Raw genomic sequence first — 6,319 nt, forward strand, 5'->3', positions numbered from 1 at the left:
GAGTTGCGCGCCTTGCGGGTAACGAGGTGTCATCGGTTCCCTTTCGATTGGGTTGCCTTGCGGCGGTAGGTGTCGACGGTTTGTTTGTGGCGGGCTTTGCGGCGGAACTCGTCCGCCATCGGGCACGCCGCGAAATGGCTTATGTACGTGAGGAGGCCGGCGTCCCGCATCCCCGCTGCCTGACCCGGCCGGACCACTACCGCTTCAGGAAGGCCATCCGCTTGCGGTGTGACTGCGAGGTTTCCGTTCGGGTTCGGCTCGAACTCGACGGGCATCCGTTCCGAATTCTTTGTGCGGCAGAAGAAGATCGCCGCACCACACGCCATGCACTTCGTGGCCTTCGGAGAGAACGTCATACCCGCACTCCCCTGTCCCTCATCACATTCGTGGCTTTCACCTCGGTGATTCGTTCGACGCGGTCGAGTCGCGCGGTGATCCGTTCTTCGGGGTTCACCCACGCTGCGAGCGCCATCATGGCTTGAGCCATCTGCCCGGGCTCGCGTGCGCACTGGGCGGTCAGTCGGTCATGCAGTGTGCGGGTGTCGGATTCGCGGATGTCCTCGCACACTTGGAGCGCGAACGTAGCGATGTCATCCGTGTCCGACCACAACGCGATCTTCTTCGGGGTCGCCATCACACTGCCTCCGGTTCGATCAGTCCGAGCATCAGCAACAGTTGCCGCGCATCGTCGACGTCGTGAGCGTTCACGGCAACGGTGCGTGCAGCTTTCGCGGACATCACCGCATCGGTCGGCGGCACGAACCCGAGGGTGGCGTCGGAGTTGTAGTCGAAGCGGCTTTCCTTCGGGCCTTTGATCTTCACAGCGTCACCCCGATCTGTGTGTCTTTGACGGCGTCGTACGCACGATCCACTGCGCCGTCATCCGGTAGGTCCAACACCGGGTACGCGACGAGGTACGTCATCGACGCATCTCGACCATTCGCTGAGGTGATCTCGAAATACGCTGTCGCCCAACCCCTGGCATTCGCGCCGTTGAACCGGTCGTAGTTGACTTCCGTCCACTCCCCGAACCCGTCCAACTCCTCGAGGTTCTCGACCAAGTTGCCGGCCAGCTCTTCAGCATCCACGGCCGATCACCTCCACAGGCATCTCCAGATCCGAAACCTGGCACGGTGTCGAACCGAGCCACAGCTTTCCGGGCATCTTCTTGTCGACAATGAACTCGCGTCCGGTGTTGCCGAGCTCCCGAATCTTCGTGCCCGGCGCAAAGTGCCAGATCACCCGATCGTCATACACAACAACCGATTCCATATCAGTTCCCTCCATCCGGGATGCTGTAGTACACGGCGAACGCGAAAACGATTGCGACACCGAACAAGCTGACATACCCGAGGGCAGTGACCAGGCGGCTCATCATGCCGACTTCTTCCGCAGCGGCGAGGACTCCACCAAGCCGATAGCGAAACCAGTTGCAGCCTTGAACTCTTCGAGCGCGAACGTTGGCCCAGCCACGTGACGGCCATCGATCTCGACGTCCACTCCGATCCGGCCATTGATCGGATCACCGGAGAACGTCACACGGAAAATCCCATCTGACAGTGCACTCATGGTGCGGTCACCTCCGCCTGAGTCTTCGGTGCCGCGTCGTACACGGTCCCGAAGTCACACAGGTTGTTCACCATCTCGCGCAGCTCGCTGACTGTGGTGTCCCCGTCGAACAACTGCTCCGCAGCGTCCTCCGAAATTCCCAACATCTCGGTCGCGTAGTACTCCACGTGCTGCACACGCCCCGCGGGCGTCGACACAATTGCGTAACGCAACTCGTGATGGCCATCAATCTCGATCGCGCCCATGTCTTCTGAGTCGTACAGCCAAGTCGCACCAGACAATTCCGCTGTCCAACCCGCGAAGCAACGCGATGTTCCGCAGCGCCACTTAGTGGAATCCAGCAGGTTCGGCCACGTCTCGATGTGCGACATCACCGACCGGAGAAGTTCCTCGTTGACACTCATGCCTTCACCGCCGACACAACAGCAGGAACCTCGACGCCCTCACGGTTGCACCACGCCTTCAGCGTGTTCACGAGGTAGTCCTTGACCTCTTCACCACTGGCAGCCTGCTTGTAGATTTCCAGCATCCGGTCCCACTGCGACTGCTTATCGAGCAGAACCTTCTGCAGTTCGTCCCCCGTCATGAACCGGTGGATCGAACCACCGTCAACGACGTGACCCTCCGCCTTCGCGGCGCGCACAAACTCGCCGTACGCGACCAACATCTCGGGGCAGTCATCGAACGCGCTCACGTAGACCGTCGAGATCGCACGGCCTTCGAGGTCGTACTTCGACAAGTCAGCCAACACCTTCGGCCGGCTCTTACCCGTAACAAGTGCAGTATTCTCAGTCATGTTCATTCCTTTTGGGTAGGTGAATATGAGGCCGTCACGGTTGCCCCCGTGGCGGCTTCGCTTACTTCTGATTGCTGATGCGCCGCAGGCCAGGGCCCACAATCCGAGCTAGGCGCGTCAAGCTGTTCACTGGCGGCACGTCGTACCGGACGCCCGCAGCCGCATCCAATGCGCGGCGAACTTCAACCCGCTCGGTGAGTGACATGTCATCGCGGTTGTCCACGAGATCCTGCTCAGTCATCAGATTCCTTGCTTGGGGCTTTGGGTTGGCCGTCAGCTGGTGACACAGCTGGCGGCTATTTGATTGGTGCGGCGGCGCGCTGATCGTTCCGGCATCTCCGGTGATCCGCGATTGATCCAGTCCGCGACGTTCGACTCGATGAAGAAGAACTTCTTTCCCACTTCCCGTGGCTGTGGGATCAACGCCCCCGAGTTCGCTGCGTTGCGGACCCGCACTTCGCCGCGTCGCGATGCCTCGCAAACGTCTTTGACTGTCAACAACTTTGGGAGAGTCATGTCGACTCCTTCTTGGTTTCAGGCGGAAAGGGTCATAGCTGGCTCGTCGGAGATCAGGATTCGATCGGGTCGTGCGCCGAGACGGGCGAGCGCATCAAGGATTTGCGGTGTGGGCCGACGGTCGCGGAGCGCGGTGTACCAGGTTTTTCGGGTAAGCGCTGTGACCTCCGCCAATCTGGTGACACTGCTGATGCGGTGCGCGCGTTTGACGCGTTCGACTTCATCCAAACTGAGTAGAAACATTCTCACTTTCACCTCCATTCGAAGTTCGATGGGTAGAAGTTAACCCACTTCAGGAGTGAATGACAACGTTGTGACACGAAGATTGTTTAAAAAACTTCCAACTGGGCAGGTTATGACCCCATTGACGGGTAAAAAGTTACCCAGTACGGTGTTTCGTATGGATGATCAGAGGGCCTGGTTCAGCGAAATGGCGAACCGACGCGTCACCACCACCGAAATCGGCGAGCACCTGGGCGTCACACGGAAGACCGCGCAGACTCGACTCGACGCCGGCCTGTCAGCTGACGACATCATCACGATCGCGCGGGCGGTGAAGGTCAGCCCGATGGATGCCCTCATCGAACTGGGCAAGCTCACTTACGCGGAGGTATACGGGTTCGTCGAGCGTGAGGGAAAGCTCGTGGGCACCGCAAGTGACGGCGAACTCGCGCTTGAACTCGCTCAGCGACTTAACTCTCTTCGTGATGCGAAGGACTGGTGGACCGTGTACGAGAAGGCGAACGCGATCAACAACCGCGAACCATCAGAAACTTCGGCCGAGGATGCCGGCAAGAACGACGACAACGTTCACCAGTTGATTCGGAAGGATCAACCTCTGACGATTGACGACCTCGAAGGGCTTCCGTACGTCGCTCACACTGCGGACCCTGACGAGGGCGAAGCGACCGACCACGACTTCATCCCGTAAGCGGCTGATTGATGGAGCAGCTCTACGATGCTGCGGCAGCCGCGGGGATCTTGGTCATGGAAGCTGATTTACCCCGCGGCGAGGAAGGCCGCTACTACGAGTCACACCGGTGCATCGTGTTGAACGCCGGAATGACTGCCTCGAAAACAATCAGTGCATTCGCGCACGAACTCGGGCACGCCTCACTACGGCACGGTCATGCGCTCGACGCCCGCGTTCATTCCAGGCAGGAACGGCAAGCCGACGAATACGCCGCACGCCTACTCATCGACGGCGCCGAGTTCGAAGAGACCGAACGCCTCTACTCCTCCGACACCGACACACTCGCCTATCACCTCTGCGTCACACCGAAACTCATCCGCGTCTGGAAAGAACTCACCCAACGCGGACACGAAAGGATTAGTTGATGGCGACAGTCAAGGCGTACGACACTGCAGCTGGTCGCCGTTACCGAGTCAGATACCGAACACCTCAAGGTAAGCAGACCGACAAACGCGGATTCACCACCAAAAAGGCCGCAGAAGCGTGGGCAAACAACGTCGAGGTCGACAAGCTCAAGGGCATCTACGTCTCCCCCTCGGCGGGAAAGACGACTGTCGTCGAAATGTACGAGCAGTGGAAGCCAACGAAACTGAACCTCGCTCCGTCAAGCCTGCGCCGCTACGAGCTGACATGGGAAGGTCAGATTGCACCCGAGTGGCGTGACGTGAAAGTCGCTGACCTGACTGCAACCAGTATCGAGGTTTGGTTAGCGAAGTTGGTCGCGCAACCACTATCCCCAACCACCGTGAAGAAAGCTCACCAACTTCTTTCAATGCTGCTTGACCTGGCGGTACGTGACTATCGAATTCAGTCGAACCCTGCAAAAGGTTTGACGCTGCCTCGCATCGAGGAGTCGGAGCCGACGTTCCTGACCAGTCAACAAGTGATCGCATTGTCTACGTACGCGAAGCACGGAAAGTTGACCGTTCTGATTCTCGGGTTCTGCGGATTGCGCTGGGGTGAGATGGCCGCGCTCAAAGTTCACCGGTGGGATGAGAAGCGCCGGCGGCTGCGCATCGTCGAACAGGTCACTGAGATTGATGGGAAGTTGACGTGGGGTCCGGTAAAGAATCATCAGGCCCGCTCGGTATCTGTGCCACGTTTCGTGGCGGACGAAATCAATCTTGCGATTGCGACTAAGGATCCTGTCGACTTGGTGTGTCCCGCCGCTGGTGGTGGTGTGATGCGAAACAAGAATGCGCGCCGCGATTGGTTCGATGATGCGGTCACAGAATCGAATGTGCCGAAGATTACGCCACATGACCTACGCCACTCTGCGGCATCCATTGGTATTGCGGCAGGGGCGAACCTGAAGGGCATTCAGACAATGCTCGGACACAAGACAGCGACGATGACCTTGGACTTGTATGGGCATCTTTTCGATGACCATCTGGATGATGTGGCGGACAAGATCGATGCTGCGGTGCTGGCTACGAGTGGCGTCACCAGGCTCGATTCGAAGCGTGCGTAACGCCATGTGTGGGCAAAATGTGGGCAGAGATGCAAAAAGGCCCTCTTGGATTTCTCCAAAAGGGCCTCTGACCTGCAAACTAATTGTGGGGCGGGTGGGGCTCGAACCCACGACCAATGGATTATGAGTCCACGGCTCTAACCGACTGAGCTACCGCCCCATCCGAAATGCACTGCATCTCGGCGCGTCCGAATGTTACCGGCCCGTCCGACGCACATCACAACCGGGCAGGTTGTGACTGGTCCACCTCACCTGAGTGCGCGAGATATGGACTTGGTCGGCATTAGTGCGTGAACCCGATACCGTTGGAGAGCACACCCCACGGAACAGGATTATCACATGAAGCTTGCACTCTCTGAATTCAAGAACTCCAAGGCCACTATCCGCATCATCATGTCCGATGGCGCGAAGCTCAACGGCACCGTCAAGGACTTCACGGAGGACACGTTGGTCCTCCACTCCCCCAACGGGGTCTACTACATCAACCCGGCCCACATCGTGCGCCTGTTCGAGCCCTCGGACCGCGCAGCGAAGTAGTCGTTCTTTTCAAGTCAAGCCCCGGCGCATCACTGCGTCGGGGCTTTTCTTACTCTCGATTCACCACGGGCAGAGCACTTTTCGCCCTCTGACGCGTGCCAGCCTCAACGCAGCCCGGATAACAAAAATGTCCCCGACCCGCGATTGCGGATCAGGGACATCTTCGTTACGCTCCCCCGACTGGACTCGAACCAGTAACCGTCCGATTAACAGTCGGAAGCTCTGCCAATTGAGCTACAGGGGATTATCTTGCCAGCAGCGCCAATCACGACGTTGCCGAAAACAACATTACCCAATGCATCGCCGAAGTACCAATACGGCAGTCCAGCCCCCATCACATGCCTGTTCAACACACAGAAAAAGCGAAAAACCCCCACCCGGATCGCTCCGAATGGGGGTCACACGCTCCCCCGACTGGACTCGAACCAGTAACCGTCCGATTAACAGTCGGAAGCTC

The 6,319-nt window shown here is 58.6% G+C and carries 15 protein-coding genes and 3 tRNA genes (1 of these 18 cut by a window edge); 4 read left to right on the forward strand and 14 right to left on the reverse strand.

The features are described from left to right. Positions 1–29 precede the first annotated feature (29 nt). The 11 genes from QM600_RS03920 to QM600_RS03970 form a co-directional block, all read right to left on the reverse strand. The gene (locus QM600_RS03920; protein WP_283260178.1) at positions 30–356 is read right to left on the reverse strand and encodes a hypothetical protein; all 327 of its coding nucleotides are present in this window, start codon (positions 354–356) and stop codon (positions 30–32) included. Then, entirely contained in the window at positions 353–634 is a 282-nt protein-coding gene (locus QM600_RS03925; protein ID WP_283260179.1) for a hypothetical protein, read from the reverse strand. The genes QM600_RS03920 and QM600_RS03925 overlap by 4 nt, the downstream gene beginning before the upstream one ends. Then, on the reverse strand, positions 634–822 hold the full coding sequence (locus QM600_RS03930; protein ID WP_283260180.1) for a hypothetical protein: 189 nt from the start codon (positions 820–822) through the stop codon (positions 634–636). Before QM600_RS03930 ends, QM600_RS03925 begins: the two co-directional genes overlap by 1 nt. Then, positions 819–1,088, reverse strand: a complete 270-nt coding sequence (locus QM600_RS03935; protein ID WP_283260181.1) for a hypothetical protein — start codon at positions 1,086–1,088, stop codon at positions 819–821. Before QM600_RS03935 ends, QM600_RS03930 begins: the two co-directional genes overlap by 4 nt. After that, positions 1,078–1,287 (reverse strand): hypothetical protein, encoded by a 210-nt coding sequence (locus QM600_RS03940; protein WP_283260182.1) that lies wholly within the window; start codon positions 1,285–1,287, stop codon positions 1,078–1,080. Before QM600_RS03940 ends, QM600_RS03935 begins: the two co-directional genes overlap by 11 nt. Positions 1,288–1,374: 87 nt before the next feature. After that, positions 1,375–1,569 (reverse strand): hypothetical protein, encoded by a 195-nt coding sequence (locus QM600_RS03945; protein WP_283260183.1) that lies wholly within the window; start codon positions 1,567–1,569, stop codon positions 1,375–1,377. Further along, positions 1,566–1,973: a hypothetical protein gene (locus tag QM600_RS03950; protein ID WP_283260184.1), complete on the reverse strand. Its 408-nt coding sequence runs from the start codon at positions 1,971–1,973 to the stop codon at positions 1,566–1,568. The genes QM600_RS03945 and QM600_RS03950 overlap by 4 nt, the downstream gene beginning before the upstream one ends. Further along, positions 1,970–2,365, reverse strand: coding sequence for a DUF7432 family protein (locus QM600_RS03955; RefSeq protein WP_283260185.1), 396 nt, complete (start codon positions 2,363–2,365; stop codon positions 1,970–1,972). Before QM600_RS03955 ends, QM600_RS03950 begins: the two co-directional genes overlap by 4 nt. Before the next feature lie 61 nt (positions 2,366–2,426). Then, positions 2,427–2,606 (reverse strand): hypothetical protein, encoded by a 180-nt coding sequence (locus QM600_RS03960; RefSeq protein WP_283260186.1) that lies wholly within the window; start codon positions 2,604–2,606, stop codon positions 2,427–2,429. A 32-nt stretch (positions 2,607–2,638) separates the two neighbouring features. After that, a complete protein-coding gene (locus QM600_RS03965) occupies positions 2,639–2,881 on the reverse strand; it encodes a helix-turn-helix domain-containing protein (protein ID WP_283260187.1) in 243 nt (80 codons plus the stop codon). A gap of 18 nt (positions 2,882–2,899) precedes the next feature. Continuing rightward, positions 2,900–3,124, reverse strand: a complete 225-nt coding sequence (locus tag QM600_RS03970) for an XRE family transcriptional regulator (protein WP_283260188.1) — start codon at positions 3,122–3,124, stop codon at positions 2,900–2,902. A 157-nt stretch (positions 3,125–3,281) separates the two neighbouring features. Between QM600_RS03970 and QM600_RS03975 the strand changes: the two genes are divergently transcribed. The 3 genes from QM600_RS03975 to QM600_RS03985 are packed head-to-tail and all read left to right on the forward strand — an operon-like array spanning position 3,282 to position 5,325. Beyond that, positions 3,282–3,812: a hypothetical protein gene (locus QM600_RS03975; RefSeq protein ID WP_283260189.1), complete on the forward strand. Its 531-nt coding sequence runs from the start codon at positions 3,282–3,284 to the stop codon at positions 3,810–3,812. Positions 3,813–3,823: 11 nt separating this feature from the next. Then, entirely contained in the window at positions 3,824–4,219 is a 396-nt protein-coding gene (locus QM600_RS03980; protein WP_283260190.1) for an ImmA/IrrE family metallo-endopeptidase, read from the forward strand. Then, positions 4,219–5,325: a site-specific integrase gene (locus QM600_RS03985; protein ID WP_283260191.1), complete on the forward strand. Its 1,107-nt coding sequence runs from the start codon at positions 4,219–4,221 to the stop codon at positions 5,323–5,325. The genes QM600_RS03980 and QM600_RS03985 overlap by 1 nt, the downstream gene beginning before the upstream one ends. 86 nt (positions 5,326–5,411) lie before the next feature. Here QM600_RS03985 and QM600_RS03990 read toward each other — a convergent pair. Then, a tRNA-Ile gene (locus QM600_RS03990) sits at positions 5,412–5,485 on the reverse strand. Between the two features lie 179 nt (positions 5,486–5,664). Between QM600_RS03990 and QM600_RS03995 the strand changes: the two genes are divergently transcribed. Next, positions 5,665–5,862, forward strand: coding sequence for a YuzF family protein (locus QM600_RS03995; protein ID WP_254922926.1), 198 nt, complete (start codon positions 5,665–5,667; stop codon positions 5,860–5,862). A gap of 171 nt (positions 5,863–6,033) precedes the next feature. On the opposite strand, the gene QM600_RS04000 is transcribed toward QM600_RS03995, so the two are convergent. After that, positions 6,034–6,106 (reverse strand) — tRNA-Asn (locus tag QM600_RS04000). Positions 6,107–6,267: 161 nt separating this feature from the next. Beyond that, positions 6,268–6,319: transfer RNA gene (locus tag QM600_RS04005), tRNA-Asn, on the reverse strand (it continues 121 nt past the right edge of the window).

It is taken from the genome of Rhodococcus sp. IEGM 1379 (assembly GCF_030056815.1).
Classification (GTDB): Bacteria; Actinomycetota; Actinomycetes; order Mycobacteriales; family Mycobacteriaceae; genus Rhodococcus_F.